Source organism: Deinococcus cellulosilyticus NBRC 106333 = KACC 11606, assembly GCF_007990775.1.
GTDB lineage: Bacteria > Deinococcota > Deinococci > Deinococcales > Deinococcaceae > Deinococcus_C > Deinococcus_C cellulosilyticus.
Window position 1 is genome coordinate 48,884 of sequence record NZ_BJXB01000026.1, and the last position, 25,217, is coordinate 74,100.

The following is a 25,217-nucleotide window of genomic DNA, read 5'->3' on the forward strand; positions in this document are numbered from 1 at the left end:
GAACGCAGCCGCATCAGGGCTGTCTGCACGATCTCCCACAGAACAGCACAGCTGACAATTCCATGACGGTCCACTGAAAAAAGCCTGACAGACCTTCCTTATGGTAGGAGGCATGAAGAAAGTGCTCATGACCGCAGCTTTACTCGCAACCCCCGCTTTCGCAGTGTCCCTGCAAGGCGCAGGCGCTTCTTTCCCCTACCCCCTGTACCTGAAATACTTCTCTGAATACAAAAAAGCCACCGGCACCGAAGTCAGCTACCAGAGCATCGGCTCCGGCGGCGGACAGCGCCAGATCCTGGAGCAGACCGTGGATTTCGGTGCAACCGACGGCCCCATGAGTGATGCCGACCTGGGCAAAGCGCCCGGTGGCAACAAAATCCTGCACATCCCCACCGCCCTTGGTGCCGTTGTGCCCATCTACAACATCCCCGGTGTGGACAGCAGCCTGAAATTTGACGGCAAAGTGCTCGCCGACATCTTCTCCGGCAAGATCACCAAGTGGAACGATGCCGCTCTGGTGAAAGACAACCCCGAGCTGAAAAACATCGCTCTGCCCATCACCATCTCCCGCCGTGCGGACAGCAGCGGAACCACCTTCATCTTCACCGACTACCTCGCCAAGGTCAGCAAGACCTTCGCCACGGGCGTGGGCAAAGGCACCACCGTGAACTGGCCCCAGGCCAGCATCGGCGGCAAAGGCAACGACGGTGTGGCTTCTGTGGTCAAGCAGACCCCCGGTTCCATCGGCTACGTTGAGCTGATTTTCGCCAAGCAGAACAACATCGACTACGGCACTGTGAAGAACAAGTCAGGCAAGTTTGTCAAAGCCACCCTCAAAGGTGTGACCGCTGCCGCCGCCTCCAAGCCCCTCCCTGCCGACACCCGCGTGAGCATCACCGACGCTTCCGGTGCGGACTCCTACCCCATCAGCGGCTACACCTGGATTCTGGTGTACCAGAACCAGGATTACGGCAAGAACACCGAAGAAAAGGCCAAAGCCGTCAAGAACCTGCTCAACTGGATCGTCAATGACGGCCAGAAGTTCAACGAGGACCTCGGGTACGCTGAACTTCCTGCACGCGCCCAGAAGCTCGCTGAAGGCCTGATTGGCAGCATCAAGTTCGGCAACAAGAAGCTGTGATCCTCAACATTTAAATTCCGCACCAACCTTGACGGCCCCCCAGAGATGGGGGGTTTGGTTTTTGCGTTGTTGTAATGCACTGAGGGTCAGATCCCCCTGCTAAAGCTCAGGGAGGTTACTGCTGCGGTTTGTTGGGTTGTTTGAGGGCACTGAGGGTCAGATCCCCCTGCTGATCGCTTCGCTCTCAGGTTCCCCCGTCAGCGTTGGGGGATGGATGGGCGTCTGGGATGGCTTCCAGCTCAGTCGTCCAACAACCCCCTTTTGTTAAGCGACCCAGTGCGACGCGGCGACCCAGCGCGAAACGGGCCGCCCCGTGAGCGCGTAGTGGGGTCAAGAAGGCCGCCCCGCAAGCGACTCAGTGCGAAACGGGCCGCCCCGTGAGCACGCAGTCAGAGTCAAGAAGCACGTGGTCAGGGTCAAGACGGGGGAACAGCCTTGGGGTGCGAAGCACCCATCAAGGCAGGGGGGATGAAACCCTCTCATACCTCCACACCCCATCCACCTGTTGCATCTGAAGCTGTCCACGGAAGCGCAGGTATTCCAGATGGGCAATGACTTCTGCCAGTGCGAACCTGCGTCCGAAGGTGTCGAGTTCTCTCTGGAAGAGTCGCAGGGAGAGGTCGTAGGCATTCATGGGCTGTGCCAGTGTCTCCAGAATTTCCTGCAGGCGTTCGTGGTGGTGGTCTGCGATTTCTTTTGCCCGTTCTGCTGCATTTTCGATGATTGGGCCGTAGTGGCCAATCACAGTGCTTGTGGGTTTCAGGGCTTCCACCTGTTTGAGGGTGTTGAAGTAGTCGCCCAGAGGGTCTTCACGGGTGTAGGCGTAACGGCCAATGTTGGGGGTGATGCGTTCCAGAATGACATCTCCGGCAATCAGGAGGGAGAGGTCTGGGTTCCACAGGCCCAGATGACCATCGGCATGTCCTGGCAGCCACAAAACTTCAAATTCCGTGCCCGAGAGGGGCAACCTGTCTCCCACCTGCACAGGCGTGACCTGTCCCAGGATCATGCGGTTTCTGGATTTGAGCATGGCACTGTCCAGGCTGGGCTGGTTTTCGAGGGGCAGGCCGTGGGAGAGCAGGTGCTGGTCGTGCTCGTTTTTCCAGTAGTCCCATCTGGACCAGTATTTTTCGCCCCGGTCCACTTCTTCCTGCAGCATCAGGATGGGTGCACCATTTTGCTGTTGCAGCCACCCTGCAAGGCCGTAGTGATCTGGGTGATGGTGCGTCACGATGATGCGCTCAATGTCCTTGAAAGTCAGGTTCAGTTCTGCCAGTCCCGCTTCGAGGGCAGCCATGGCTTCCGGGGTGTGCAGGGCCGTGTCAATGAGGGTGACCGGGGAGGCGGTGTCGATCAGGACCGTCACAAATTTCATGGGGTAGGGAATCGGAACCCTGAGGGCGTGAAGGGTCTCGGTGATGGGGATCAGCATGTGATTCATCATAACCTGTTCTTTTTGGACCGAGACCAAATTTCATGACATTTCACACATCATGACAAAACACAGCCAATGGCAATTCCATGACATGACACCCAACATCGTCCAGCATGCTGAAAGCACAGCACAACACACCCCACTGCAGAGCGAGAGCGATGACGTATCCATGACAAAAAGACAGTCTAATGTGGGCATTGCCCGAGAGGCAGAGGTGACCTGACCCATGCAAAACAGCCGCAAAGTGTTATCTTCACGCTCCGACCAGTACTTCAAAGGACTGATTCTCCTGCTGGGCGTGGCCATCATCGCCATTTTTGGCCTGTCCCTGTACGAGCTGCTTGTTGGAGGCTGGGACGCACTGAAGACCTACGGTGCAGGCTTCCTGTCGAACACCATCTGGGATGTGCCCAACGAGAAGTTTGGTGCCCTGACTTTCATTGTGGGCACCCTGATCACCAGTGTCGCTGCCCTCTTGATTTCAGTGCTGCTGGCCGTTCCTGCTGCCATCTTCGTGACCGAATACGCCCCCAAATGGCTCTCTGAACCCGTCAGTTACCTGATTGAGCTGCTTGCTGCCATTCCCAGCGTGATTTACGGCCTGTGGGCCATCGTAACCCTGGTGCCTCTGGTGCAGAAACTCCAGCTGGCCATCGTGATGGACCCGAACCTGCAAAAAATTCCCTGGTTGATGTCTGCTCCCACTGGACGTGGCCTGTTTACTGCCATTCTGGTGCTCTCCATCATGGTGATTCCCTACACCGCCTCTGTGGCCCGCGACGTGATCCGTCTGGTGCCCGCAGACCAGCGTGAAGCCGCCTACGCGCTGGGAGCCACCAAGTGGGAAGTGATCTCCATGGCCATCCTACCTTACGCCAGAGCCGGAATCTTTGGTGGAGTGATCCTCAGCCTGGGTCGTGCCCTCGGTGAAACCATGGCCGTGACCATGGTGATCGGCAACAACAATGCCATTCCCCACGGCATCTTTGACGCCACCAACACCATGGCCTCTGTGATTGCCACCCAGTTCCAGGAAGCCACCAGCGACCTGCAGCTCTCCAGCCTGCTCGGGATTGGCCTTTTGCTCTTCATCATCAGCGTGATCGTCAACTACCTGGCCCGTCTGATCATTGCCCGCCTCACCCCGAAAGGAATCAAATGATGTCCTCCGGCGTTCGCCCCAACCAGATCAAAGGCACAGGACTCAGCTCTGGCCGCAAAATGAAAAACAGCCTGATGGCTGGCCTGATGGTTCTCGCCACCCTGATCGTACTGACTCCCCTCCTGTTGATCTTCTACTTCCTGATTGTCAACGGCATTCAGAGCATCAGCTGGGACACCTTCACCCAGCTTCCCCGGCCCGAAGGTGAGGAAGGTGGCGGTTTCGCCAACGCCATTGCGGGTTCTGTGATCATCGTTGGCATGGCAACCCTGCTTGGGGTGGTTGTGGGGATTGGCGGTGGTGTGATGATCGCCGAGTACCCCGAACACCGTCTGGTTCCAGCCGTGCGCCTGATCAGCGACGTGCTTTCCGGCATTCCGGCCATCGTGATGGGTCTGGTGGCCTACACCCTGATCATTGCCGAGTTCAAGACCTTCCGTGGATTCGCTGCTGCTCTGGCCCTCGGTTTCATCATGATCCCCATTGTGGTGCGCACCACCGAGGAAGTGCTGAAGCTCGTTCCCCAGACGGTGCGTGAAGCCGGTCTGGCCCTGGGTCTGCCCAAGTGGAGGGTGATCTACAGCATCATCCTGCCTGCCGCCCGCTCTGGAATCATCACCGGTGTGATGCTGGCGATTTCCCGCGTGTCCGGTGAAGCTGCTCCCCTGCTCTTCACTGCGCTGGGCTCCCAGTTCTGGCAGCTCAATCCCTTCTCCAGCCTGGGCATGGCCGCCCTGCCCCTGGAGATCTACAACCGGGCCAACAGTCCCTTCCCGAGTTCCCTGCCTCTGGCTTACGCTGCGTCCCTGATTCTGGTGGTGATGGTGTTCCTGACCACCCTGATCGCCCGCTTCGCCACCCGCAAGAAGTAACCTGCCCTGCTGAACCTCAAGGAGTGCCCATGCAACCCATTCTGAATGCTGAAACTGTTTCCATCTACTACGGTCCCAAACGCGCCGTGAACGAAGTCTCCCTGTCCATCCTGCCCAACACCGTGAATGCACTCATCGGTCCTTCCGGTTGCGGGAAAACCACCTTCCTGCGGGCCATCAACCGCATGCACGATGTGACCCCGGGTGCCAAAGTCACCGGGAAGATCACCCTGGATGGTCAGGACATCTACGCCAGCGACATGGACCCTGTGGCTGTGCGCCGCCGCATCGGGATGGTGTTCCAGAAACCCAACCCCTTCCCCACCATGAGCGTGTACGACAACGTTGCAAGTGGCCTGAGGCTGTCTGGCGTGACCAACAAGAGCTACCTTGACCAGATCGTGGAGCGTTCCCTCCGTCAGGCTGCCCTGTGGGACGAGGTCAAAGACCGCCTGAAGTCTCCTGCCACTGGCCTGTCCGGTGGTCAGCAGCAGCGTCTGTGCATCGCCCGTGCTCTGGCCGTTGAGCCCGAAGTGCTCTTGATGGACGAGCCCACCAGCGCACTGGACCCTGCATCCACCTCTCGCATTGAGGACCTGCTTGCTACACTGAAAAAAGACGTGACCATCCTGATTGTGACCCACAACATGCAGCAGGCTGCCCGGGTCAGCGACACCACCAGCTTCTTCCTGAACGGCGATCTGGTGGAAAATGGGGTCACGGCGGACATTTTCACCAACCCGAAAGATGAGCGCACGGAAGCCTACGTGACCGGACGCTTCGGTTAAGGAGGACGGCACACATGCGCGACCAGCTGGAACACAGCATTCAGGACATCAAGGCCGGGTTTCTCAGGATGCTCTCGATCAACCTGGAGCAACTCACCCTGGTGCAAAAAGGCCTGATCACCAAGAATTTCCACCACCTCTCGGAACACGCCAAGAAGCTGGACATGGAAGTGGACCAGCTGGAGCACGATCTGGAGACCATGTGCCTGACGGCCATTGCCCTGCACCAGCCTGTCGCAGGAGACCTCAGGTTCATCGTGCTGGTCCTGAAAAGCCTTACGGACGCTGAGCGCATTGGGGATTATGCAGTGCATGTGGCAACTGATCTGGAGCAGGTGGCAGGTACCATCACCTCCGGGTTCTACTCGGACATTCAGCCTCTGGTCAGCAAACTGACCGAGATGATGGAAACCCTGGCTTACGGCTTTGCAGAAAAAAGCCTGAGGTCCGTCAAAGACCTGCAGGAGATGGATCTGGAGGTGGACGCCTTCTACGAGCAGCTTCAGCGCTCAACCCTCACCCGCATCATGGAGGACCTGCGCATGACCTCCTCTGCCCTGAAGCTCACCCGCCTGGCCCGCAGCTTTGAGCGCCTCGGGGACCACATGGTGAACATCTCTGAGCGCATTTACTACTGGATCACAGGCAAGGCGTTTGACAAGGCCCTGTCCCAGAATCACTGAATGAGAAGTTTACAGTTCACAGTTTTCAGTGAACAGCAAACCCGGTTGCTTTGGAAGCAACCGGGTTTTTCTCTGGGAAGATCTGCAGGGGACAGACCCGGAATCACAAGCAGCACATGGCTCCAGTATCAACCTGTGTTACTGGTAAAGAAACAGGAACACCACCATCGTTGGATGAGGCCAAAAACCAAATGTAAGCTTTTCTGCAGTTCTGAAACCCTTCTGCTTTTCCAGTTCAAAAATGAGAGTGACGGCCAGAAGCAGAAAGTCTGTTTCAGATTGAGTCTGTTCTCCACAACTCAGCCTCTGCGTTTGAACCTGAACCTAATTTGTGAATTTCAGCACAAGTGTTTGCAATTTCATTCTTCCGCTTCCAGACACATTTTCAGCGATTTTCAACCCTGTACAGGTTTGCTGTTTCCGTTCGCAAAATGGAGTACAGTGTCTCTGTGACACGCAGCAGCGAAATTGTACGCAACACCAATGAAACCCAGATTCAGATCCGTCTGAACCTCGATGAGCCCCTCTCAGGCCCCCTGAAAACCGGACATGGCTTTCAGGAGCACATGCTCGATCAGGTGCGCAAACATGGCCGTTTCGGTCTGGTCATTGAAGCCACCGGAGACCTGCATGTGGACGTGCACCATCTGGCAGAAGATGTGGGCATCGCACTGGGACAGGCTTTCAAACAGGCCCTGGGAGACATGAAGGGCATTGAGCGCTACGCCGATGCCTTCGTGCCGATGGATGAAACGCTGGCCCATGTGGTGCTTGATTTCTCTGGACGTGCATACCTGGGTTTTGAACCCGAGCGTCTGGATGTGATCGGGGATTCCAACGGGTACAACATCTTCCACCTGCGGGAGTTTCTGCGGGGGTTCTGCAACCATGCAGGGGTGACCCTGCATGTGCGTCTGCTGTCTGGCCGTGAATCGCACCATGTGATCGAGGCGATCACCAAAGCCTTCTCCCGGGCACTCTACCTGGCGACCCGCATCACCAGCCAGAGCCTGCCCAGCACGAAAGGAATGCTATGACCTCTGCCTTGCTGGTGGATTATGGAAGTGGCAACCTGCGTTCTGCTGCCAAGGCACTGGAACGGGCAGGTTTCGAGGTGAAGGTCTCCTCCACCCCGCAAGATGTGGAGACCGCCCAGTCGATTGTGATTCCCGGTCAGGGCCACTTCGGACAGGTGATGACGGAGTTCAAGCAGTCTGGCTTTGAAGGCCCCATCCGCGAAGCCCTGCAAGAAGGCCTGCCCATTCTGGGCATCTGTGTGGGCATGCAACTGCTGTTTGAAGGTTCAGAGGAGTCCAGCATGCCCGGTCTGGGATTGCTGCCCGGATTTCTGAAGAAGTTCCCGAAAGGCTATGCGGTGCCACAGATGCAGTGGAACACCCTGCAAAGGGTGGGGGACTGTCCCATCCTCGAAGGTCTGACCCCTGACGCCATGGCCTACTTCGTGCACAGTTATTACGTGCCCGAGGAGAGCGGTGTGCAGTCCGGAGCCCTCACCGATTATGGGGTGCCTTTCTGGAGTGTGGTGTCCCAGGGAAACCTGCATGGCACCCAGTTCCACCCCGAAAAATCCCAGGCGGTGGGTCTGCAGATCCTGCAGAATTTCCGTGCCCTGGTTGAAGCCCAGGCTCCAGTCTCCCGCTAAGGGTCTGGGAAGATACAGTTTTACACCGCACTGGCATGGGATATTGCCAGAACAACCGTACAATTCGGTACCATACTCATGAAGGACACACAACCATGACTGATCTGGAATTGCTCCAACAGGGACGACATTACGATCCTTTTCGCTTTCTGGGACTGCATTTTGAAAGAGAAAGCGGCACGCTGCGCGTGTGGTCTCCTCCAGCCGCCAGTGTGACTGCCCTTTTCCCCAGCGGGAGAACTGCCCTGCTGACCCAGCAGGACCCCAGTGGCCTCTTTGTGGCTGAAGGCATCAAGCAGGAGGAAAATGCCCATGAATACCTGCTGCGCATCACTTTCCACGATGGAAACGTGCAGCAGACCCGCGACCCCTACTCCTTCTGGCCCACCCTCAGTGATTTTGACCTGAGCCTGATCAAGATCGGAGAGCAGCACCAGCTTCACAAGAAACTGGGTGCCAACGTGATCGAGCACCAGGGGGTCAGGGGCGTTTCCTTCGCAGTGTGGGCACCCAACGCCGAGCGGGTCAGTGTGGTGGGGAACTTCAACGGCTGGAACGGTCTGCAGAACCCCATGCGCACGCTGGGCGACTCTGGCATCTGGGAGATTTTCCTGCCCTTCATTGGCTCAGGCGAATACTACAAGTTTGAGATCCGTTCCCGTGAAGGCCACGTGTTCCTGAAGAGCGATCCGCTCGCCAAGTTCTCTGAAATGCGGCCCGGAACCGCTTCCATTGTGTATGATTTCACACCATTTGAATGGACGGACAAAGAATGGATTGAGGGCCGCAAGGAAGACACCCGCAAAGACCCCATCAGCATCTATGAAGTCCACCTGGGCTCCTGGATGGTGGGCGAAGGGGGAAGCTTTCTAAACTACCGGGAACTGGCCCACAAGCTCGCAGATTACGTGACCGACCAGGGCTACACCCACATCGAACTGCTGCCCGTCAGTGAACACCCCTTCGATGGCTCCTGGGGTTATCAGGTCACCGGATATTTTGCCCCCACCAGCCGTTTCGGGACCCCCGACGACTTCAAGTACTTCATGAACCACATGCACGAAAGAGGCATTGGTGTGATTGTGGACTGGGTGCCCGGGCACTTCCCGAAAGATGCCCACGGACTGGGTCGCTTCGATGGCACCCCCATCTACGAATACGCCGATCCCCGCAAAGGAGAGCACCTCGACTGGGGCACCTACATCTTTGACTATGGCCGCACCGAGGTGGTCAACTTCCTGCTGTCCAGTGCCCTGTTCTGGATCGAGGAATACCACGTGGACGGTCTCCGTGTGGATGCTGTCGCCAGCATCCTGTACCTGGATTTCTCTCGTCCCCACGACGCCTGGATTCCCAACATCTACGGGGGCAACGAGAACCTGGAGGCCATCCATTTCCTGAAGCGCCTCAATGAACTGACCCACCAGTACCACCCTGGCATCCTGACCATGGCTGAAGAATCCTCCGCTTTTGCTGGGGTGAGCCGTCCGGTCTTCGCAGGAGGTCTGGGCTTCGATTACAAGTGGGGCATGGGCTGGATGAACGATTCTCTGGCCTACTTCGAGAAAGACTCCATCTACCGCAAGTTCGAACACCACAAGATCAGCTTCTTCATGGTGTACGCCTACCACGAGAACTACGTGCTGCCCATCTCCCACGATGAAGTGGTGCACGGCAAGAAGAGCCTGATCGACAAGATGCCCGGGGACAAATGGCAGAAACACGCCAACCACCGTGCCTTCCTGGCCTACATGTGGACCATGCCCGGCAAGAAACTGCTCTTCCAGGGCCAGGAGTTCGGGCAGTGGCAGGAGTGGAGCGAGGCAAGAAGCATCGACTGGCACCTCACCCAGTACCCGGAGCACAGGGGCACCCAGATCCTGATGCGGGACCTCAACCACCTCTACCGCTTCCAGAAGGCCCTGCACACCAGCGATTGCATCCCTGGAGGCTTCCAGTGGATCAACGTTTCGGACTCTGAAAACAGCGTGTTCAGCTACATCCGCAAAGACATTGATTCCGACGAGCAGGTGATTGTGGTTGCGAATTTCACCCCTGTCGAACGCACCACATACCGCATTGGGGTTCCTGAAGCAGGGGCCTACCGCGAACTCCTCAACACCGACGCTGAAGTGTACGGTGGAGGAAACCGGGGCAACCTGGGACTGGTCCACAGCCAGGAACAGCCTTACAACGGCTTCCAGCACAGCATGGAGGTCCTGATTCCCGCGCTGGGCGTGATCATCCTCAAGAAAGAAATCTGAATTCAGATGCATCAGGAGGGGGGCATGGGCTCCCCTCCTCATCTTTTTCCGGTAACGTAAGGGGGATGAAGTACGCTGCTCTTGGAGTCCTGGCTGTTCTGGCGATCTTGCTCATGCTTCCCCTTCTGGGAGGCCCCACCGTGCCCTTCTGGGTCATCACTGGCCTGTTGTGCCTGCGCATTGCCCTGCAGTGGTTCAGTGCGCCCACCCCACAAACCCGCCGGACCCTGATTGCCCCAACCCTGCTGGTGCTGGGGGTGACCGTCTTTCTGGCAGTCAATCCACCCCAGCAATAAAACAGAAAAAGGGCTTTCATAAAGAAAGCCCTTTTAAAATGTTCAGCTCACTTGATCAGCGGATAAATTCGGTCCAGAATCTTCAGCCTGAACTGCTGGTTCTGGCTGTCCCATCCGATTTTGAGGCCGGGAACCAGGGCCTGTTCAAAACGCAGCAGGGCTTCCAGTCGGCTGGCCGGATGGGTGTCCATTGCTGCAAGAACCAGGTGCAGGGCCAGTTTCTTGACGGGCTGCTGCACTTTCCCGGAAGGGGTGGAAAGAACCGGAACATCGGTGGTGGGTTTGTTGGTTGGAGTGGAAGGCTTATTGGCTGTGGGGGTGTTCGGCTTGCTGGTGGTCGGGGTGGGCTTACCCATGTTTCCCGTCTGGGAGGGGGTCACTGTACTTGTCACCGGCTGTGGGGTGTTGCTGGCAATGCGCTTCAGAACGTCCCATTCCTCTGTTTTGAGGGCCCTTCCCCATCCGCCGGAAACCCCGCGGTAACTGGACCAGTGCCCGAGACTCTGGGAGCCCAGACCGACCAGTTGATAAAGGGTGCCTTTGCTGGTGATCACATAGCCGTAGCCATTTTCAGTGATGGACAGCGGAGTGTCGATTTTGCTGTCGAGTTCCAGCTGCCAGAGGATCTCGCCTTTTTCGTTGAGGCCCGAGAGCACTCCGGCGTAGTTGCCCACGATGATTTCACCATTGGAGGTTTCAATGGCGGGTGCAGCGATGGCTTTCTTCAGGTCGGTCTGCCAGGCCAGGGTTCCATCACGGTTGATGGCGTACAGATCACTGTCAAAAGAACCCACCACAATCAGGCCATTTCTGGTGATGATTGGAGAGGCATTCACAAAGAGTTTGGTGGTGTATTTCCACTTCAGACTGCCGTCAGGGTTGATGGCATAGATGCTGCGATCACTGCTGCCAATGTAGATGGTGCCGTCTTCATCGATGGCAGGACTGGAAAACAGGGTCGAACCTGCCTGAAAAGACCATCTGAGTTTACCTTCCGGGCTCAGGGCATAGAGTTTACCGTCCTGACTTCCGAAGTAAATGGTCCCGTCCAATCCCTGGGCAGGGCTGGAGTAAACCCCTCCACCCGCCCGGTATTCCCAGAGTTTCTGGCCGTCTTTGATGGCCACGATCTGGCCTTTGACACTGGCGGCCACCAGGGAACCATCTGCCCTCAGGAGGGGGGTGGCGAAGAGGTCGCCGTCAAGATTGTAACGCCATTTGAGGCGGCCATCTGGTAAAATGGCCTGGATGTGGTCGTTGTAAGCTCCGAAGTACAGCATCCCATCAAGTGACCGCACACCGGGTGCTCTGGCAATGTCGGTGATGGGCACCTCCCAGTTTTTCTGCCCTCTGGGGTCAAGGTTCTGGATCAGGTTGCCTTTGATGAGAAGAAGAGTAGAGCCATCTGGAAGAGCTGTTGGGGCGCTGAGGGCTCCAATGTTTTTGCTCCAGGAAATTGCTGGTTTGGCGAAGGTTGTTCCTGTGAGGAAGGAAGTGCAGAGCAGTAGAGCGCTTCCCAGAGAGGTTAATGGTTTCTTTACGCTGAGACGTGGAAGCATATTTCTCACAGTACTAACGAGCATACCCAATATATAATGCAAGTGTATGAAAAAGATTCTCACCATCAGTTTAATGATCCTCCTTGGCAGCGCTTTTGCTCAGACCACTGAAACCCCCGCCGACCCTGCCGTGGAAACCACCCAGACTGCTCCTGTAGAAGTCGCTCCCACCATGGCTCCTGCTCCTGATGTGGCTGTGGCGCCTGCCAGCGCAGAAGACCACTATGCCCGTGCTCAGGAGCTTGCTGCACAGGCAGAAGTGGCCTACCCCATCCCCTTCTATGACCGCGATCTCTGGAAAGCCGCTGTCACCGAAGCCGATGCTGCTGCCACCGCAGAACCCGGCAACCGCGATTACATGTCCTACCTGGCCCAGCTGTACACCACCACCCAGTGGTGGATCAGTGGCTACCGCATCTGGGTGGCCCTGGGTGAACTGACCGACGAGGAAAAAGTCTGGGCTGCTGAAACTGCCGCCAAACTGGCTTACATGCGTCTGCAACAGAATGACCGCGTTCAGGCACGTGCTTATGTTGAGCAGGGCCTGAAGTGGCAGGAAACCGACAGCCTGCGTGCCCTCGCCAAGCGTGTGATGTAAGAAAATTCAGTTTCACTTCAAAGCAGAGGCAAAAGCCTCTGCTTTTCTCATGAGTGAGTGATCACATTTCTTACTTTGATCTTCATTTTTGGGGCTTAAGCTATTCTTCAGCAAACATATGGCCTTATTACACAATCCTGTCATTTTTGTTGTGCTTGCGCAGATTTCACTTGTACAACAAGACAAATATACTTGCAGTATTTTGCCATCAGGAGTACACCTCTTCACTGTCTATTCGTACCGAGCTGCCGGTCATGCGCTTCTCGACGAGCATCCGTGCAGGAAGTCTGGCGGCAAGCGCTGAAACGTGGGTGATCACCCCGACCATGCGGCCCGAGATCTGCAGTTTCTCCAGGGCACGGGCAACAGCATCCAGGGCCTGGGGATCGAGGGTCCCGAAGCCTTCGTCCAGGAAAAGGGCACCAAGCAGTTTGTTTCCAGCCAGGTAATCGCTGAGGGCAATGGCCAGTGAGAGGCTTGCCAGGAAGGTCTCCCCGCCCGAGAGGGTGCGAATCGGGCGGGTTTCTCCGGCATTCCAGTGGTCCGAAACCACGTACTCCCCATCCTGCAGATGCAGGGCATACCGTCCATCGCTGATGTCGCCCAGCAATGTCCCTGCCCCCAGCAGCAACTGCTCTTCCACCTCTTCCAGCAGGAATTTCGGAAAACGGTCCAGTTGCAGGTTTCTGGCCAGTGCGTCCCAGGTGTTGAAGGTTTTCTGGTGGGCAGCAGCTTCACGGAGCAGGTTGCGTTTGAGTTCCAGGCGTTCTTGCAGGTGAGTGATCTGGGTCTGCAGCTGTCCCATACGGACGCTCAGCGCCTTGATGGATGTTTCCAGCTGTGCATGCTGGGCTTTCTGTTGCTGGTGCTGCTCAGGCAGGTATTCCCGACCTGCCATGCGCTCCTGCAGGTCTGAAAGCTGCACCTCCACACGGGCCATCTGGGTGCGCCAGTGCTCCATGGCCTCTCTGGCCTTTTGCAGTTCCTCTGCAGTCATGGCGTGCTGCAGGGCTTCCTGTTCTGTCATCGACAGGGCAAACAGGGCTTCTTTCAGGGTGCTGCTGGCTTCCTGATGCTCCTGTTCTCGCTCCGCCAGTTGCGATTTCTGACTGTTCAGCTGTGCCGTCAGGGTGGCATGCTGGGTCTGGGCCTGGCCCAGAGCACGCTGGCTGCTCTGCAGCTCCTGCTGGATGCGCTGCTTCTCCTGTTGCAACTGGCGAATGCGCCTTTCCGGGTCCTCTCCTCCACTCTTTTCCAGAATGGTCTGCACCAGTCCTGCCAGCAGGGCCTGCAGCTGCTCCTGGGGATGCTCGGTGGTCAGGCCCTGGTGTTTCTGCTGGTGTTGGGTTTCCAGTTCCTGCAGTGCCGCCTCACGTTCGGTGAAATACTCCTGGGCCTGCTGGATTCTGGAGGCCAGGGTCTGCAGGCTGGTCTTCTCGGTCTGGTACGCTTCTTTGATTTCCTCGAGGTGTTTTTCTGCAGCCTTCACTTGCTGTTCAAGGGCCTGCACATTCCCCACAGCAGTTCCAGGGAGCCTGCTGACCTTCTGCTCACAGACCGGACAGGGCTCTCCCACTTTCAGGTGGGCCTTGAGGTGCATGGCCTGATGCTGCACCCGTGAGGTTTCCAGCTCTGCACGCAGCCGATCATATTCTGCCCGGGCTTCTTTGCCTTTTGGAACCAGCAATTCCAGATCCTTGCGGCGGTTATTAAGGTCCTGCTGTTCTTTGAGGATCTGCTGCTTTTGCTGCGTCAGCCGGGTTTTCTCCTGCTGGATCTGGCGGGCCTCGGTTTCCAGCTGGGCTTTGAGTTCCACCATGCTGCGGGCCTGAAAGAAAGCCTCTTCAGACCAGGGGAGCACCTGGAGGGATTTCAGTTTGAGGTCCCCACCCAGCTGTTTCAGACGGGCAAACTGGGTCTGGGCTTCCTGCAGGTGCAGGATCTGCTGATCAAAACCCGGAATCTGGGCCGTTTGCTCCTGTGCACGGGCAAATCCCTGCTCTGCCTGTTGCAGGGTCCCTTGCACCCTGACATGGTCCTGCTCCAGTTTCGCGTACTGCGTACGGGCCAACTGAGCTTTTTCCTGCAAGGTCCTGGACTGCCGGATCAGGCCAAGAACGCCAGAAACCGCCTGTGCAGCCTGCACCCGTCGCCCCAGTTGTTCCATCTGGATTTTCTGGGCTTGCAGAGTCTGTAGTTCTTTCAGGTGGCGGTTGTGCTCGGCATGGAGTCTGGCCAGTTCCTCTTGCTGGGCAAGGGCTTCAGTCAGGACCCTCAGGTGCTGTTCCTGTTCCTGCAGTTGCTGCAGGGTGTCCTGCAACACCTGATCTTGCTCCTGAATGCGCTCAGGAGTCACTTCCGCAAATTCCATCTCCAGACGGTGCTGAATCAGGTCATGCTGGGTTCTGGCCGTGCGGCTTTTTTCAGATGCCACCTTCTGCATGCGGGTGAAGCGGTCCAGGCCAATCAGGCGGCCCAGCAGTTCCTGCTTTTCACGGCTGTTCCCTTTCAGGAAGCGGTCAAACTGGCCCTGGGGCAGCAGGATCGCACGGGTGAAAGAATCAAAGGACAGACCAACCACTTTTTCAATTTCGGACTGGATGTCTTTTTTCTTGTTGCCTTCCACCGCCGTGATGGGTTTGCCATTCTGGTATTTCGCCAGACGGGTTTCGCTTTCGCTGGCTTTGCGTCCCTTGGAACGCACCACCTCAAAACGCTCGTCTCCCACTTCAAATTCAAAGCGCACTGCCATGCTCTGTGCGCCCTGGGAGATCAGGGCATCCAGGCCCTTGGCTCCCAGCCTGGGGGTCTCTCCATAAAGGGCAAAACAGATGGCATCCAGCAGGCTGCTCTTTCCACTGCCAGTGGGTCCCTGAATGGCATACAGGGACAGTTCGGTGAAATCCACCTCGGTGGCCTCCCTGAAGCAGGTGAAGTTTTGCAGGGTGAGTTTCAGGGGCTTCAAGTGTCCTCTCCTTCGGTGATGATTCTGGAGGCCTCAATGAACGCATCCCGCACTTCGCCAGGAAGGGCACCGTGGCGCTCCAGATAGTATTGCTCGAACAGTTCGATGTCGGTGAGGCCCGAACGTCCAGCTGTTTTTGATTTCAGGTCCTGCTGTGAGATCTCAATTTCCACAGCCAGAGCATTGGGCAGCACCTTTGCCACCCGTTCCTTCAGCCCTGCGGCACCCGTTCCTGCAGGAAGTTCCACAATCACCCTGAGCAGGCCATCAAAATCGCGCAGGCTGTCCATCTGCTCGATCTGGTCGAGTTTCATCCGCACGGTTTTCAATCGTTTCCCACTGGTGAGGGGGACCTGCTGAAACTTGATGGGACGCCCGGGATGGGCCTCAACGAGGTTCACAAATTTGGATTCTCCGGCCTCTCCAAAATCCAGCTGGATGATGCTTCCAGCATAGTGGGCAGGAGGCAGCTCGGAAACCTGTTGTGGCTTGTGGATGTGCCCGAGAGCAACATACTGCAGGGCTTCTGGCAGCATGCGGCTGCTGACGGTGTAGCTGTTGGTGATGTCGAAGGTGAAATTGCGTTCACTTCCAGAAGGCAAACTGCCATCGAAAGTCAGGTGCATCATCAGCATGTTCACCGCATCTGGCTTCAGGAATCCCGAGAGCCTGCGCAGGAAGAAGTTCATGCCCTCCTGGTACTTCTGCCGCCAGGCACTCACATTGCCTTCGGCGATGTCTGCCAGCTTGACGAGTTTTCTCTCTGACAGAAAAGGAAAAGCCAGCACCTGCAGCAGGCTGCCATCTCTGGCCTGCACAGGATACACCAGATCCTGCAGGTTCGGAGTCACGTGGGTCACCATGTTTGCCCCCACATTTTTCAGGAGGCCACGGATGCTGCGCAGGCGTTCTGCACTGTCATGGTTCCCTGCAATGGTCACACTGGGAATGCCCGCCTCACGCAAACCCAGATAGAATTCATAGACCACATCCTCGGCCAGGGCACTGGGGTTCACTGTATCAAAGACATCTCCTGCCACCAGCACAGCGTCCACACGGCTGTCTCTGGCAATGGAGAGGATTTCAGAAAGGGCGGCCTGAATTTCGGGGGTGCGGTCCAGGCCTCTCAGTTGCCGTCCCGCATGAAAATCCCCGGTGTGAAGAATACGCATGATGACCATTGTATGGCTTCCTCAGGGCAACATTGTGCTGCCGCTCTGGGAGTGGCAGAGGCCAAAAGGGCCAAAGATTTAAGAAGACTAAAGGCATATTGTTACACTTTTTTTACACGGTGGATCAGGAAATGATAAATTGCTGTTAAACTTCTATTAAGAACTTCTTACATGCGACGTGCTCCGCAAAGCGCGCTGTTCCTCCGAGGTCCCCCATGTCCAGACTCCCTGCCCCTTCAGCGATTGCAACCTGCCTGCTGACCCTCGTCCTGAGCGCCTGCTCCACCCAACAGCACCTTCCAGCCTCTGGTGTTCAGCCAGAGCGGTTTGAATACATCAGCCAGCAGACTGTCCCTGCAGACCAGACCCCCGAACAGGTGGCCCAGAGACTCGGGGGCAAGGTGGCGTTCTGGCATGAAGCCAGCCGGACAGTGGTGGTGGGGTATCACTCAACTTCTTCTTTTCAGAAACTCGCGTCTGGTGTCACGTTGGAATCAAATCCAGACACCATAGAACTTCCCAACCCTGACCATCAGGTCGGGCAACTGGGCGGCAGCATCTGGGCTGTTGGTGGCAGCATCTGGGCTGTCGGTGGCAGCATCTGGGCCGTTGGCTCGCTCTGGAATGATCTGACATATCAATTGTTGCCTGAAAATTCCTCTGCCTGGAACCTCTTACAACTTAAAGAAGGCCATCAAAAAGCCACTGCTCTTGGAAAAGGTGTCGTTGTAGCGGTATTGGACACAGGGGTTGATTTTGAACATGTGGCATGGAACAGCATGGCTTTTGTTTCCCCACAGCTGTTTCATGACTACGTTGACATGGATCAATATCCCAAAGAGACAGGAGACCCCACACAAGTGGGTTATGGCCATGGCACAGGGGTCACTGGTGTCATCTTACAAATTGCTCCCCAGGCCAGGATTCTTCCGCTTCGTGTCCTGGATGCCAATGGCCAGGGAGATACCATTCATCTGGCTTCTGCCATTTATGCAGCGGTCGATGGTGGTGCCAATGTGATCAATTTGAGTCTGGGAACAAACCAGCGTTCAACCATCCTTGAAACTGCCATAAAATATGCTCAGGGTAAAAATGTAACCATTGTAGCCAGTGCTGGAAATGATGGAGTTGGAACATTGCTGTATCCTGCAGCTTTCAGCAAAGACTACAAAAACGTGATCAGTGTGGGAAGCGTCAGCACTGCTTTGAAAAAGTCCACTTTCTCAAACTACAGTCCATATCTGACCCTTACAGGACTTGGAGAAAACATATCCACCACTTTTCCCAAAGACAGAAAGACCACATGGTCGGGCACCTCGTTCTCAGCCCCGGAAGTCTCTGGAGCCATAGCACTGGCCCTTTCAGTCAATGTCAACCTCACTCCTGATAAAATTCTAAAACACCTGAGTGATACCAGTACAAGCTACGCTGCCATCAATTCCGATCAAAAGAACCTGCTAGGATCAGGACTGCTTAATGTCAACAAATTCATAGATGCTGTAGGCAAAGACTTATAGACATGACCGAGTTCCTTTTTCCAGACATGCCCATTGAAGAACTTTTAGCAAAGGCCAAGAGTTTATTGCATGTCGATTTTTCACAGGCTTTGAAAATCTCTCTGTCTGCAGCTCAAAGGGCATTACAGGAACACAACAATCAACATTATGCAAGTGCCATGCTTTATGCGGGAACCAGTGCCTTCCATCAGGGTGATTTGCTTTCCGCAGAAAAATATCTGACTCAAGCCCTCAATCATTTTCAACACAAACACAAATCAGATGAACAAATTGATGCCCTGATCACCATCGGCCATATCTACAGGGATCAGGGTAAGTATGACTATGCACATGGAATGTTTACCCATGCCCTCTACCTGTCCAGAGAACACCAAAACCCAGAGATGGAAGCAGATGCTCTGAATGGTCTTGCAGGCATATATCACTACCAGGGAGATTACCAGAAATCCATTGAAGCCCTGGAAATCGCTTTACCCATCAGAGAACGTCTGGGCAATCCAGCAAAAACTGCCGCAGTTTTGAACAACCTTGGCCAATCTTATACTCAACTGGGTGAGTATTTTGAGTCTCTAATGTATTTAACAAAAGGCCATCAAATCATATCACAAACCCAGCATGAGCCCAGAATTGAAGGAGCCAGTCTGGTTTCCATTGGGAATCTATACAAAGACCTTGGAGACTATGACGAATCATTGAAATTTTTCAAAGAAGCAATTTCTGTCGGAGAACGTGGAAAAACACCGATCATCACTGCTGTTGCCACAGAAAACCTGGGGGAAGTTCTCCGACTGCGAGGCCATACGCGTGAAGCGCTAGACGCGCTTCAGAAATCCCTTGATTTAAGCCGCAAGCTTGGGTATCAACCTGGAGTGATCAACTCATTGATCTCAATGGCAAATGTTTATCATTGGCAAGGGAACCACAAACTGGCCCTGACCACCTTCAGAGATGCCCTGACCCTTTCCCGCCAGACCAATCACCGGGAAGGTGAGATTGATGCCCTGATCGGTGTGGGCAAGCAACTTCTAGCCGCCAGAAAAGGCCATGAGGCCCTCGATTACCTGAATCAGGCCCTGCAACTCGCAGAAGACAGCAAACGCAAGAAATCCATTGCCTCCATCCATTCCTGTCTGGCAGAGTGTTACGAAATTCTGGGCAATCCCAGGGCAGCCCTTGAGCACTTCAAGACCTTCCACAAGATCGATCAGGAACTGAAAAGTGAAGAAGGCGAACGGCGTTCCCGTTACCTGAAAATGCGCTTTGATCTGGAGCGCAGTGAACAGCGTGCCGAAATGTACCGCATGCAGAACGAGACCAATGAACTGGCCCGCAAAGCCGCAGAGGCCCTGGTGCATGAGCGCACGCAGGAACTTGAGCAGGCCCAGGTGGAAATCGTCACCCGACTGGCCATCGCTGCAGAGTCCAGAGACGATGTCACTGGCGCTCACACCTGGCGGGTGGGCCGCAATGCTGCCATGCTGGCCCAGGAAATCGGTCTGCCCCGTGAAGAGGTGGAGATCATCCGCCTGGCCGCACGCCTTCACGATGTGGGCAAGATCGGGATTCCAGACAGCATCCTGATGAAACATGGGGTCCTGACCCCTGAAGAGTACGAGCACATGAAAACGCACACCATCATTGGGGGCCGCATCCTGTCAGGTGGAAAATCCAGACTGCTGCAACTGGCCCAGGAAATTGCTGTCTCTCACCATGAGCGCTGGGATGGGCGGGGTTACCCTTTTGGTCTGCTGGGTGAGACCATTCCCCTCTCAGGCCGCATTGTGGCTGTGGCAGATGTCTTCGATGCCCTGACGCACCGCAGGCCATACAAGCAGGCCTGGAGTCTGAAGAATGCCCTGGAAGAACTGGAACGCCACAGTGGCACCCACTTCGATCCCAGGATCGTTCAGGCTGCCCTGAAGGTGTTCAACACCCTGAAAATCGTCACGGAAGACGCTCCAGAGCTCTAACCCACTTTTTCTTCGGAGAAATCCATGGTTTTCTGCAGCATCTCGTCGGTCTGCAGGGCTTCCACTTCAATCTCTCCGTAAGCCTCATCCTGGCGAAGCTCAACCTCTCCCAGACGCACCGACTCCAGAAGGGCTGCGAAGTAGACGGTTCTCTCGCCCCAGTCGCGGGTGGTGATGGCATGGAAGAAAAAGCGCCGCAGGTTCTTCACGAACACCAGAATGGCCTTGCGGGCATCCTCGAGGGTCAGGCGGTCTTTGACGATGTGGGCGGCCTGCACCTCCCGCACTGCACTTTTTGCAGCGGCCAGAAGCTGCGTCAGGATCAGTTTTTCCTTTGGCTTCTTGCGCTCGTAAGGCAGGTTGAGGCCTTTTGCTGCAATGATCTGGTTGCGTCCTCGGCGTTTCTCACTCAGGAAGCGCACCAGAGCGTCCAGTTCCTGAAGTGCAGCCACACTGCTCAGGACATCGTGGGAATAATCTTCGAGGTCTTCAAGAGCGTCTTCTGGCTCCTCTCTGGGGATCTTTGGCAACAGCAAAGAAGTTTTCAGGGCAATCACTGCAGCCAGTTGAGGCAGGGCTTCACTGGCCAGTTCCGCATCCAGTTCACGAAGCCTGTAAAAACGGGCCAGCACAGCTTCCGTGATGTGGGAGAGCGGAACGTCTTCGGGTTGAAGACGTTCCTGTCTGAGGGCCTGCAAAAGTTCCAGCAGACCCCCGGAAAAGCCAGTGAAGGACAGCGTGAGGGGTTCCATCAAGGGTTCAGGAGTCCAAGGGCATCTCTGACTTCCTGCATGGTCTGCTGGGCGATCTGTCTCGCTTCACGGGCACCCTCATGCAGGGCATCTTTCACAATGTCTGGAGTGCTGTACAGTTCCTGTGCACGCTGCTGGATGGGCACGAGTGTGCGCTCCACACCCTTCATCAGGGTCTTTTTGCAGTCAATGCAGCCAATCCCTGCAGTGGAACATCCCACTTCCACCATCTGGATGGTGTCCAGATCGCTGAAGAGCTTGTGGTAATCAAAAATCAGGCAAATGTGGGGATTGCCAGGATCGGTGCGGCGCACCCGGGCAGGGTCGGTGGGGGCGACCCGCAGTTTCTGCCAGATGGAATCGATCTCCTCGAGCACACCAAGGGTGTTGCCCTTGGATTTGGACATCTTGCCCTGACCATCCACTCCAGGCACCCGCAGTGCATCCTTGTTGTGCACGGCCAGTGGCTCAGGGAACAGTTCACCGAAACGGTTGTTGAACCGGCGGGCAATTTCACGGGTCAGTTCGATGTGTTGCACCTGGTCTTCCCCCACAGGCACCGTGTTGGCCTTGTACAGCAGGATGTCTGCAGCCATCAGGGTGGGGTACATCAAGAGACCGGCCAGAACGCTGTGCTGGCTGGACTTGTCCTTGAACTGGGTCATGCGCTCCAGGTCCCCAAGGGGCGTCTGGGTGGAAAAGATCCAGCCCAGTTCGGTGTGCTCTCTGACATCGCTCTGCGCGAACAGAATGACCTTGCTGGGATCAAGGCCCGCAGCCATGTTGACGAGGGCAGCGTCAAAGGTGCGTTTTCTGAGCAGCTCGGGTTCGTGGGGGATGGTGATGGCGTGGTAATCCACAATGCAGTAGATGGAATTCTTGCCGAGTTCCTCGCCCAGTTTCACGTAGTTGAGGATCGCTCCGAAGTAATTCCCGATGTGGATTTCACCGGTGGGTTGAATGCCAGAGAAAACTCGCTTCACGCAGAACAGTATACCCGTGGAAAGGCTTTTTCTGCACGCCCGGCTGTCTGATCCGTGATCCTGTCCCATTCCATGACAAAGGTCCCTCAAAAAAGTTAAGATACCGCAAAAAGGAGGAAACATGAACCGTAAAATACGGGTGTTAATTGCCAAGCCCGGCATGGATGGCCATGACCGGGGGGCCAAAATTGTGGCGCGTGCCCTGAGGGATGCAGGCATGGAAGTTGTTTACACCGGGCTCAGACAGACCCCAGAGATGATCGTGGCAACTGCACTCCAGGAAGATGTGGACGCCATCGGGCTCTCGGTGCTCTCTGGAGCCCACATGCACATCTTCCGGGAAGTTCGCAGGCTGCTCGAAGAAAAAGAGGCCACCGACATCCTGCTTTTCGGTGGGGGCATCATCCCGGATCAGGACCTGCCTGCCCTGAAGGAACTCGGGGTTTCACGGGTGTTCACCCCTGGAAGCACCCTGGAGGAGCCCATCGAGTGGCTGAACACCACCGTTCCGCAACGCTGGGCCGCCCAGGAGCACCTGTGAGTGCAAAAGAAACCATCTGGGGGGAACACACAGAGACCATCGAAAAACGCCTGAAGGCCTTCCATCCAGACTTGCAAAAGTACATCGATGGTTTCGCTTATGGCGAGGTGTACGAGCGACCAGGTCTGCCTTTGCAGGTGAAAGAACTGCTTGCCATTGTGATGCTGGTGTCCCTGGGCAATCCCCAGGAGCTCAAAACCCACTTCAGGGGGGTCATCAACGCAGGTGGGAGCATGCAGGACATTGAGGAAGCCCTGCTGTTTGCCATTCCCTATCTGGGATTTCCAAGGGTGATCGGGGCCTTCGAGGTGTTGAGAAGCATGCAGAAATAACTGGGAAAGTCCAGGCAAAAACCCCCGAGAAATCTCGGGGGTCTCGCCTGATTCGAACAATCAGAGGCTGAAAGTCACGCCTGCACGGATGCCGCCGTAGCTGCCCCCGTTGATGACGTAGTTGTAGAAACCTTCGGTGAACACACCCATCTGGCTGCTGACGGCATAGTTCACACCTGCAACAGCGCCCACTTTGGCTGCACCAGCACCACCAGCGCTGATGAAACCGACGCTGGGACCCACATACAGGTTCAGCATGTCGGTGGGAATGGTGTACAGCACATCAGCGTTGACACCAAATCCGAACACGCCAGCGACACGGGTCACGTCTGCACTGATGCGGGCATTCAGTGCATTGCTGCCCAGGTCAGCAACCTTGAAGGTCACACCCAGGTTTGCACCAAATGAAGGGCCAGGGGCAGAGAATGTGCCACCAGCGCTGAAAGTTTGTGCCTGGGCGGCACCACCAAGAACCAATCCGAGAGCCAAAACAGCAAGTGCTTTTTTCATGTCAGTCTCCTCCTTCAAACTTCTGTAACTATAGCACCAATATTTAAGAATGTTAAAGGGGCGATCACACCCCGGATGTGTCCCGGTTTTGCCCTCTGGCCTCAGGAGATCACCCCGTGACCTGAATTCATGGACCACCCTCTTCTGGCGCTTGTTTCTCCAGAAGAGGGCAACAAAAACCACCAGCCAGAGTTCAGTTCAGAAATAGTAACTCAGGCCCACACGGAAGCCCACACCAAAAACATTGTTCCACTTGCCTTCAGCAAACACATCAAAGGCATCAGTCACAGGATAGGCCAGACCGCCCACAGCCCCAAACAGGAAACCTGCACTGCCCCCTCTGAAACCTGCACCAATGGAGGGACCAAAGTACAGGTTCACATCATCGGTCACATACAGGTTGGGCAGAATGTCTGCCTGCACAGCAAAACCTGCCGTGGTGACATCGCCAATGATTCGGGCATCCAGACTCAGGTCATCGAAGGCCACCAGCCCCTTGGCGGTGATGCCCACACTTCCTCCCACAGGAAGGCCCTGGAAGGCCAGATTCGCGGAGTAATCCTGGGCGTGCGCCATGCTGAGAAGAAGACCCGCCCCGAGAATGAGAGTGGTTTTTTTCATATGTTTTGCCTCCACGACCATTCTACATAGCTTCTCGGGTCTGTACAGGTGGTCCATCAGCCGGAGTTCAGTTCTCCCCCTCCGCTGTCGTAGGCAGGTCCTCTCCTGAGAGAGAGGAAAGCAAAGAAGGAGCCTAAAAGGCTCCTTCAAACAATGTGGAGGTTAAAGCTCACCCGTCCAGATCAGAACTTCCCGACCCCGCTTTTTGAAACCCAGATCGGCATACACCTGGTGGGTGCTGAGACTGGGCTCAAGGTCTGGCTGGGTGATCAGGTACAGGGCGATGACATCTCCCCTGCGGCGACATTCGGCAACCACCGCTTCCAGAAGCTGATGGTACAGCTCAGGTGCTTCCGTGGTGGTGTGGAGTTCCTCAATGGTGGCCCGCCAGCCCAGACGGGCAGGTCTGGCCTGATAGGTCACGTGCACAAAACCCAGAAGCTGACTTTCCTTCTGAGCAATGTACACGCTGCTGTCATCATCGGTGAGGGTCTGGAACCACAGTTCTTCCAGCAACTCAGGGTTCTGGGTGGCAGGCGCACCCTCCCATTCCAGACACAACTCGGTCAGTTTCTGGCTGTCTTTGCGGTTGGCAAGTCGGATCTGCATGGGGTGAGGCCTTAAAGGTGAACCAGAATGCGACCACAGGAAGGGCACTTGACAGCAGGAACCTTTTTGGCCTTGGCCTGCTGCTGGATGGTCACGGGCAATTGCACATTGCACCCACTGCAGCGGCTGTTTTGAATGGCGACCACCGCAAGCCCCTTGCGGGCTTTGCGGATCATTTCGTATTCCTTGACCTGACGGCTGTCGATGGATTTCATCAGATCGGTGCGTTTGGTGAGTTTCTCATTGTACTCGTCGCGCAGGGCCTGAATGCGGCTCTCATCCATCGCCTCAAGTTCAACCAGCCTGGGAGCCAGCTTCTCTTCCTGCTCCTCCAGACCGTTCCATTCATCTTTCAGGGATTCTGCTCGGGAATAGAGGGGGGTGAGGGTCTCCTCAATTTCAGACACCCGATCCGAGAGTTGCTGAATCTGGTTTTCGTACTGCACCTGGGTTCGGGCATCGAAAGCATTTTTCTGCTGTTCTTCTCTGGCCCGGCCCAGCTTCTGGCGGTAATCTTCCAGCTCCAGTTCATTCAGCTGGATTTCCCTGCGGGTCTCCTGCTGACGGGACCGGCACTGGTCCATTTTCTCGTTGAGGTCTTCCTGCTCAGTGCGTGCGCTCGCCAGGTCGCCGGGAATGCGCGTTTCGTCGCTCTTTAAACGATCCAGCTCCAGGTCCATCTGTTGAATGACGTAGAGCGTTTCTAGCATCGAAGAAGCATTCATCTCTTTTACTTTACACCGTGGGTGCAGGCTCTGTATCAGAGAGGCAGAAGGCTAAAGGC

The 25,217-nt window shown here is 55.9% G+C and carries 24 protein-coding genes; 14 read left to right on the plus strand and 10 right to left on the minus strand.

Going from position 1 to position 25,217, the window contains the following annotated elements; translation table 11 throughout:
- Positions 1-112 precede the first annotated feature (112 nt).
- The gene (gene pstS / locus DC3_RS22650; protein ID WP_146888665.1) at positions 113-1,141 is read left to right on the plus strand and encodes a phosphate ABC transporter substrate-binding protein PstS; all 1,029 of its coding nucleotides are present in this window, start codon (positions 113-115) and stop codon (positions 1,139-1,141) included.
- Between the two features lie 454 nt (positions 1,142-1,595).
- Here pstS and DC3_RS22655 read toward each other — a convergent pair whose 3' ends face one another.
- A complete protein-coding gene (locus DC3_RS22655; RefSeq protein ID WP_146888668.1) occupies positions 1,596-2,573 on the minus strand; it encodes an MBL fold metallo-hydrolase in 978 nt (325 codons plus the stop codon).
- 229 nt (positions 2,574-2,802) lie between these two features.
- Between DC3_RS22655 and pstC the strand changes: the two genes are divergently transcribed.
- From pstC to DC3_RS22695, 8 genes are all read left to right on the plus strand, one after another.
- The gene (pstC, locus tag DC3_RS22660) at positions 2,803-3,738 is read left to right on the plus strand and encodes a phosphate ABC transporter permease subunit PstC (RefSeq protein ID WP_146888671.1); all 936 of its coding nucleotides are present in this window, start codon (positions 2,803-2,805) and stop codon (positions 3,736-3,738) included.
- On the plus strand, positions 3,735-4,610 hold the full coding sequence (gene pstA, locus DC3_RS22665; protein WP_307724756.1) for a phosphate ABC transporter permease PstA: 876 nt from the start codon (positions 3,735-3,737) through the stop codon (positions 4,608-4,610). Before pstC ends, pstA begins: the two co-directional genes overlap by 4 nt.
- Positions 4,611-4,639: 29 nt before the next feature.
- On the plus strand, positions 4,640-5,398 hold the full coding sequence (gene pstB / locus DC3_RS22670) for a phosphate ABC transporter ATP-binding protein PstB (protein WP_146888674.1): 759 nt from the start codon (positions 4,640-4,642) through the stop codon (positions 5,396-5,398).
- 14 nt (positions 5,399-5,412) lie between these two features.
- Positions 5,413-6,081 (plus strand): phosphate signaling complex protein PhoU, encoded by a 669-nt coding sequence (phoU, locus tag DC3_RS22675; RefSeq protein WP_146888677.1) that lies wholly within the window; start codon positions 5,413-5,415, stop codon positions 6,079-6,081.
- A gap of 431 nt (positions 6,082-6,512) precedes the next feature.
- Positions 6,513-7,118 carry an imidazoleglycerol-phosphate dehydratase HisB gene (gene hisB / locus DC3_RS22680; RefSeq protein WP_146888680.1) on the plus strand — a complete coding sequence of 202 codons (606 nt, stop codon included), beginning with the start codon at positions 6,513-6,515 and terminating at the stop codon, positions 7,116-7,118.
- Complete coding sequence (gene hisH, locus DC3_RS22685) at positions 7,115-7,744, plus strand: imidazole glycerol phosphate synthase subunit HisH (protein ID WP_146888683.1); 630 nt, start codon at positions 7,115-7,117, stop codon at positions 7,742-7,744. Before hisB ends, hisH begins: the two co-directional genes overlap by 4 nt.
- A 95-nt stretch (positions 7,745-7,839) precedes the next feature.
- Entirely contained in the window at positions 7,840-10,008 is a 2,169-nt protein-coding gene (gene glgB / locus DC3_RS22690) for a 1,4-alpha-glucan branching protein GlgB (protein WP_146888686.1), read from the plus strand.
- Between the two features lie 65 nt (positions 10,009-10,073).
- Positions 10,074-10,304: a hypothetical protein gene (locus DC3_RS22695; RefSeq protein WP_146888689.1), complete on the plus strand. Its 231-nt coding sequence runs from the start codon at positions 10,074-10,076 to the stop codon at positions 10,302-10,304.
- A 47-nt stretch (positions 10,305-10,351) separates the two neighbouring features.
- Here the strand turns inward: DC3_RS22695 and DC3_RS22700 are convergent, their stop codons facing one another.
- The gene (locus tag DC3_RS22700; protein WP_186816196.1) at positions 10,352-11,863 is read right to left on the minus strand and encodes an outer membrane protein assembly factor BamB family protein; all 1,512 of its coding nucleotides are present in this window, start codon (positions 11,861-11,863) and stop codon (positions 10,352-10,354) included.
- 46 nt (positions 11,864-11,909) lie between these two features.
- Here DC3_RS22700 and DC3_RS22705 point away from each other — a divergent pair, with 46 nt between their 5' ends.
- On the plus strand, positions 11,910-12,461 hold the full coding sequence (locus DC3_RS22705; RefSeq protein ID WP_146888695.1) for a hypothetical protein: 552 nt from the start codon (positions 11,910-11,912) through the stop codon (positions 12,459-12,461).
- A 208-nt stretch (positions 12,462-12,669) separates the two neighbouring features.
- On the opposite strand, the gene DC3_RS22710 is transcribed toward DC3_RS22705, so the two are convergent.
- Entirely contained in the window at positions 12,670-15,426 is a 2,757-nt protein-coding gene (locus tag DC3_RS22710; protein ID WP_146888698.1) for an AAA family ATPase, read from the minus strand.
- Complete coding sequence (locus DC3_RS22715; protein ID WP_146888702.1) at positions 15,423-16,598, minus strand: metallophosphoesterase family protein; 1,176 nt, start codon at positions 16,596-16,598, stop codon at positions 15,423-15,425. The genes DC3_RS22710 and DC3_RS22715 overlap by 4 nt, the downstream gene beginning before the upstream one ends.
- A gap of 215 nt (positions 16,599-16,813) precedes the next feature.
- On the opposite strand from DC3_RS22715, the gene DC3_RS22720 reads away from it, so the two are divergent.
- Together DC3_RS22720 and DC3_RS22725 are read left to right on the plus strand one after the other, a co-directional pair.
- The gene (locus tag DC3_RS22720; protein WP_146888705.1) at positions 16,814-18,115 is read left to right on the plus strand and encodes a S8 family serine peptidase; all 1,302 of its coding nucleotides are present in this window, start codon (positions 16,814-16,816) and stop codon (positions 18,113-18,115) included.
- A gap of 158 nt (positions 18,116-18,273) precedes the next feature.
- Complete coding sequence (locus DC3_RS22725; RefSeq protein ID WP_443090024.1) at positions 18,274-20,085, plus strand: tetratricopeptide repeat protein; 1,812 nt, start codon at positions 18,274-18,276, stop codon at positions 20,083-20,085.
- Here DC3_RS22725 and DC3_RS22730 read toward each other — a convergent pair.
- Both DC3_RS22730 and trpS read right to left on the minus strand, forming a co-directional pair.
- Positions 20,082-20,837, minus strand: a complete 756-nt coding sequence (locus DC3_RS22730) for a segregation and condensation protein A (protein WP_146888711.1) — start codon at positions 20,835-20,837, stop codon at positions 20,082-20,084. The genes DC3_RS22725 and DC3_RS22730 overlap by 4 nt on opposite strands.
- Positions 20,837-21,820, minus strand: a complete 984-nt coding sequence (gene trpS, locus DC3_RS22735; protein WP_146888714.1) for a tryptophan--tRNA ligase — start codon at positions 21,818-21,820, stop codon at positions 20,837-20,839. Before trpS ends, DC3_RS22730 begins: the two co-directional genes overlap by 1 nt.
- A 121-nt stretch (positions 21,821-21,941) precedes the next feature.
- On the opposite strand from trpS, the gene DC3_RS22740 reads away from it, so the two are divergent.
- Both DC3_RS22740 and DC3_RS22745 read left to right on the plus strand, forming a co-directional pair.
- Positions 21,942-22,361, plus strand: a complete 420-nt coding sequence (locus DC3_RS22740; RefSeq protein ID WP_146888717.1) for a cobalamin B12-binding domain-containing protein — start codon at positions 21,942-21,944, stop codon at positions 22,359-22,361.
- A complete protein-coding gene (locus DC3_RS22745; RefSeq protein WP_146888720.1) occupies positions 22,358-22,693 on the plus strand; it encodes a carboxymuconolactone decarboxylase family protein in 336 nt (111 codons plus the stop codon). The genes DC3_RS22740 and DC3_RS22745 overlap by 4 nt, the downstream gene beginning before the upstream one ends.
- A gap of 60 nt (positions 22,694-22,753) precedes the next feature.
- Here the strand turns inward: DC3_RS22745 and DC3_RS22750 are convergent, their stop codons facing one another.
- From DC3_RS22750 to DC3_RS22765, 4 genes are all read right to left on the minus strand, one after another.
- Positions 22,754-23,203, minus strand: a complete 450-nt coding sequence (locus DC3_RS22750) for a hypothetical protein (protein ID WP_146888723.1) — start codon at positions 23,201-23,203, stop codon at positions 22,754-22,756.
- Between the two features lie 198 nt (positions 23,204-23,401).
- Positions 23,402-23,824 (minus strand): hypothetical protein, encoded by a 423-nt coding sequence (locus DC3_RS22755; RefSeq protein ID WP_146888726.1) that lies wholly within the window; start codon positions 23,822-23,824, stop codon positions 23,402-23,404.
- 162 nt (positions 23,825-23,986) lie between these two features.
- On the minus strand, positions 23,987-24,433 hold the full coding sequence (locus tag DC3_RS22760; protein WP_146888729.1) for a GNAT family N-acetyltransferase: 447 nt from the start codon (positions 24,431-24,433) through the stop codon (positions 23,987-23,989).
- Positions 24,434-24,444: 11 nt separating this feature from the next.
- Positions 24,445-25,143: a zinc ribbon domain-containing protein gene (locus tag DC3_RS22765; RefSeq protein WP_186816198.1), complete on the minus strand. Its 699-nt coding sequence runs from the start codon at positions 25,141-25,143 to the stop codon at positions 24,445-24,447.
- Between the last annotated feature and the right edge of the window lie 74 nt (positions 25,144-25,217).

Excerpts from the sequence above, each read along its gene's own strand:
- pstS (WP_146888665.1), top strand. The coding sequence starts at position 113 with ATGAAGAAAGTGCTCATGACCGCAGCTTTACTCGCAACCCCCGCTTTC.
- DC3_RS22655 (WP_146888668.1), bottom strand. The coding sequence starts at position 2,573 with ATGCTGATCCCCATCACCGAGACCCTTCACGCCCTCAGGGTTCCGATT.
- pstC (WP_146888671.1), top strand. The coding sequence starts at position 2,803 with ATGCAAAACAGCCGCAAAGTGTTATCTTCACGCTCCGACCAGTACTTC.
- pstA (WP_307724756.1), top strand. The coding sequence starts at position 3,735 with ATGATGTCCTCCGGCGTTCGCCCCAACCAGATCAAAGGCACAGGACTC.
- pstB (WP_146888674.1), top strand. The coding sequence starts at position 4,640 with ATGCAACCCATTCTGAATGCTGAAACTGTTTCCATCTACTACGGTCCC.
- phoU (WP_146888677.1), top strand. The coding sequence starts at position 5,413 with ATGCGCGACCAGCTGGAACACAGCATTCAGGACATCAAGGCCGGGTTT.
- hisB (WP_146888680.1), top strand. The coding sequence starts at position 6,513 with ATGGAGTACAGTGTCTCTGTGACACGCAGCAGCGAAATTGTACGCAAC.
- hisH (WP_146888683.1), top strand. The coding sequence starts at position 7,115 with ATGACCTCTGCCTTGCTGGTGGATTATGGAAGTGGCAACCTGCGTTCT.
- glgB (WP_146888686.1), top strand. The coding sequence starts at position 7,840 with ATGACTGATCTGGAATTGCTCCAACAGGGACGACATTACGATCCTTTT.
- DC3_RS22695 (WP_146888689.1), top strand. The coding sequence starts at position 10,074 with ATGAAGTACGCTGCTCTTGGAGTCCTGGCTGTTCTGGCGATCTTGCTC.
- DC3_RS22700 (WP_186816196.1), bottom strand. The coding sequence starts at position 11,863 with ATGCTTCCACGTCTCAGCGTAAAGAAACCATTAACCTCTCTGGGAAGC.
- DC3_RS22705 (WP_146888695.1), top strand. The coding sequence starts at position 11,910 with ATGAAAAAGATTCTCACCATCAGTTTAATGATCCTCCTTGGCAGCGCT.
- DC3_RS22715 (WP_146888702.1), bottom strand. The coding sequence starts at position 16,598 with ATGCGTATTCTTCACACCGGGGATTTTCATGCGGGACGGCAACTGAGA.
- DC3_RS22720 (WP_146888705.1), top strand. The coding sequence starts at position 16,814 with ATGTCCAGACTCCCTGCCCCTTCAGCGATTGCAACCTGCCTGCTGACC.
- DC3_RS22725 (WP_443090024.1), top strand. The coding sequence starts at position 18,274 with ATGCTTTATGCGGGAACCAGTGCCTTCCATCAGGGTGATTTGCTTTCC.
- DC3_RS22730 (WP_146888711.1), bottom strand. The coding sequence starts at position 20,837 with ATGGAACCCCTCACGCTGTCCTTCACTGGCTTTTCCGGGGGTCTGCTG.
- DC3_RS22740 (WP_146888717.1), top strand. The coding sequence starts at position 21,942 with ATGAACCGTAAAATACGGGTGTTAATTGCCAAGCCCGGCATGGATGGC.
- DC3_RS22750 (WP_146888723.1), bottom strand. The coding sequence starts at position 23,203 with ATGAAAAAAGCACTTGCTGTTTTGGCTCTCGGATTGGTTCTTGGTGGT.
- DC3_RS22755 (WP_146888726.1), bottom strand. The coding sequence starts at position 23,824 with ATGAAAAAAACCACTCTCATTCTCGGGGCGGGTCTTCTTCTCAGCATG.
- DC3_RS22760 (WP_146888729.1), bottom strand. The coding sequence starts at position 24,433 with ATGCAGATCCGACTTGCCAACCGCAAAGACAGCCAGAAACTGACCGAG.
- DC3_RS22765 (WP_186816198.1), bottom strand. The coding sequence starts at position 25,143 with ATGCTAGAAACGCTCTACGTCATTCAACAGATGGACCTGGAGCTGGAT.